The following is a 2,881-nucleotide window of genomic DNA, read 5'->3' on the forward strand; positions in this document are numbered from 1 at the left end:
CGCCGCCCGGCCCATGGCGGCCGACGGCCGGATCCACGGCGCCTTCGAGTACCACCCGCTGCCGCGCCGCACCGCCGACCGCCTCTACATGGCGAACCAGCCGATCTCCCAGGCCTTCGGCGTCGCCCGGTCCGCGGACCAGCTGGCCACCCGAGAAGCCAGGTAGACAGGGAGGAACCGCCCCCATGGATCTGAGCACCCTCGTCACCCTCACCACCGGCGCCACGCTGCTGACCTGCGTCCTGGCCGTCGCGGGCCTGCACGCCTACGCCACGGGCAGGGCCCAGCGGGCCGCCCTCGTCGACCGGCTCTCGCAGACCGGCCAGGTCACGACCGGCCGCAGGCGCCGCTTCCACGCCCTCGACCGCCGCCTGCGCCGTACGAGACCGGGCCGCAGGCTGGAGCTGAAGCTGGCCGCGACCGGCCTGGACGTCACCCCCGGCGAGTTCTTCGTCTACATGCTCGCCACGGTGGCCGCCCTCTGGCTGCTCGGCCAGGCCGCCCTGGCCCCCTTCTTCGGCCCGCTCGCCGGACTGCTCGGCGTCTGGGCGGCGGTGCAGTTCCTCAACTGGCAGCGCCAGAAACGCATCGAGAAATTCATCAACCAACTCCCCGAACTGGCCCGCATCCTGGCCAACGCCACCCACGCCGGCCTCGCCCTGCGCACCGCGATCGGCATGGCGGCCGAGGAGCTGGAGGCCCCGGCCGGCGAGGAACTGGACAAGGTGGCCCACCAGTTGGCGCTGGGCGTGTCGATGGACGACGCGCTGGGCGAGCTGGCGGAGCGCCTGCCCTCGCGGGAACTGGTGGTCCTGGTCACCACCCTGGTCCTGGCCAACCGGGCGGGCGGCCAGCTGGTCGGCGCCCTGCGGAACCTCACGGAGACCCTGGAGGAACGCAAGGAGACCCGCCGGGAGATCCGCACCCAGCTGTCCCAGGTCACCATGACCTCGTACGCCGTGCCCGTGCTCGGCGTCGGCGCGCTGTTCCTGATGAACGGCGTCAAGGCGGGCGCCCTGGAGCGCATGACGGGCTCCCCCCTCGGCCAGGCCGCGGTGATCGTCGCCTTCGCGCTGTACGCGGTCGGCTTCCTCCTCATCCGCCGCATGTCCCGCATCGACGTCTGAGGGACCCGAAGCCTTCGAAGGACCCGAAGGCCCCGAAGTATCCGAAGGATCGGAAAGATCGGAAGGAGGGAACAGGACAATGGCACTGCTGCTCGCACTGGTGACGGGCCTGAGCGTCTGGGGCGTCTTCGCCGGCATCCGCATGTACCGGGCGGACGCGCGACTCCCCGGCGACCTGCAACTGGCCCTGGAGGTGGGCGCGACGCGCACCGGCGCCGTGGACTCGCTGGTCGACCGCCTCGGCATGCGCTACGCCCCCGCCGTACTGCGCCTGATGGGTCCCAAACTGGTGGCCAGGTACCGCCGCAAGATCGACCTGGCGGGCAACCCCGGCGGCCTGACCATCGACCGCTACGCGGCCCGGCGCGCGGTCTACGGCTTCCTGGGCGGCGTGGGCGGACTGGTGTTCCTGCTGCGCGGCCAGTACGTCGTGGCCCTGCTGCTGCTCGCCTTCGGCGCGTTCTGGACCGAGGTCGGCATCTGGTCGGCGATCCGCATCCGCAAGGACGAGATCGAGCGGACGCTGCCGGACTTCCTCGACGTGCTCGCGGTCGTGGTGAGCGCGGGCCTGGGCTTCCGCCAGGCGCTGGACCGGGTGGCGTCGCGGTACGAGGGCCCCTGGGCGGACGAACTGCGCATCACCCTCCGCCAGATGGACCTCGGCATGAGCCGCCGCCAGGCCTTCGCGGAGCTGCGGCGGCGCAACGACTCCGAACAGGTGGCGATGTTCGTGACGGCTCTGCAGCAGGGCGAGGAGCTGGGCGCCCCGATCGTCGACACCCTGGTCTCCCTGGCCAAGGACATGCGCCGCACCGACGCGCAGAACGCCCGCCGCAAGGCCGCGCGCGCGGTGCCCAAGGCCACCATGATGATCACCACCTTCATGGTCCCGGCCACGATGATCCTCCTCACCGCGGGCCTGCTCCTCGGCTCCGGCGTGGACTTCGGCTCGGTCACGGGCGAGTAGGGGGCGACGCGGACATGACGGACACGATCCTCCCGGCCCACGCCCTGCCCACCGCACGGCAGCCGCACGCACGGACGGCCACCGACGGCGAAGGCGAAGGGGCCCCACAGGGGCCGCCCCCACCCGAGAAGTTACAGATCAGCGCTCTGCAGGCGATGTGCCGGCACGTCTTCGCCTTCCGCCTGGCGATGATCGCCCTCGCCGCCCCCGCGGCCCTCCTCAACGCCGCCCCCGGCCTGGCCACCCGCCTGGTCAGCGCCGCGGTCGTCGTCACCTTCATGGGCTCCTACGTCCTCTTCAGGGACTGGGAACGCTTCGGCCCCCTCCTCCTGCGCCACCCCACCCTCCTGGCCCTGGACACCCTCTTCGGTGCCCTGCTCCTCGTCGCGGCGGGCCCGGACAGCACCCTCGCCTACGTCAGCGTCTGCACGCCCTTCCTCGCCGGCCTCGTCTACAGCTGGCGCGGCGCGGCCGTCTTCGCCTCGCTCCAGTCGCTGATCCTGCTCCTCGTCCACGCCGCCTCGAAGGAACTCTCCGCGAACCTGTTCCAGTCGGTCCTCTTCCCCGGCCTGTGCGTCATCGCGGGCGCGGCCGGCGTCACCCTGCGCAACCTCCTCCTCCGCTTCGGCGAGGCCACCCGGGCCCTGACCACCGTCCAGGCCCGCCTGGCCGTCACGGAGGCGGTCGCCGCCGAACGCGCCCGCCTGGCCCGGGAGATGCACGACTCGGTGGCCAAGACCCTGCACGGCGTGGCCCTGGCCGCCGACGGCCTGGCGGGTTCGGCGGG

3 protein-coding genes and 1 pseudogene are annotated in these 2,881 nt (G+C 72.4%); all 4 read left to right on the plus strand.

The features are described 5' to 3' along the window. A pseudogene (locus RH94_RS42215) lies at positions 1-166 on the plus strand (CpaF family protein); the annotation flags it as partial. Positions 167-185: 19 nt separating this feature from the next. Beyond that, positions 186-1,127 carry a type II secretion system F family protein gene (locus RH94_RS03760; RefSeq protein WP_073946218.1) on the plus strand — a complete coding sequence of 314 codons (942 nt, stop codon included), beginning with the start codon at positions 186-188 and terminating at the stop codon, positions 1,125-1,127. Between the two features lie 79 nt (positions 1,128-1,206). After that, on the plus strand, positions 1,207-2,094 hold the full coding sequence (locus RH94_RS03765) for a DUF5936 domain-containing protein (protein ID WP_073946219.1): 888 nt from the start codon (positions 1,207-1,209) through the stop codon (positions 2,092-2,094). Positions 2,095-2,249: 155 nt separating this feature from the next. Beyond that, positions 2,250-2,881, plus strand: a 632-nt coding sequence (locus tag RH94_RS42220; protein WP_234425518.1) for a histidine kinase, incomplete at its 3' end; no start/stop codon positions are given.

This window comes from Streptomyces kebangsaanensis (assembly GCF_001906585.1).
Lineage (GTDB): Bacteria > Actinomycetota > Actinomycetes > Streptomycetales > Streptomycetaceae > Streptomyces > Streptomyces kebangsaanensis.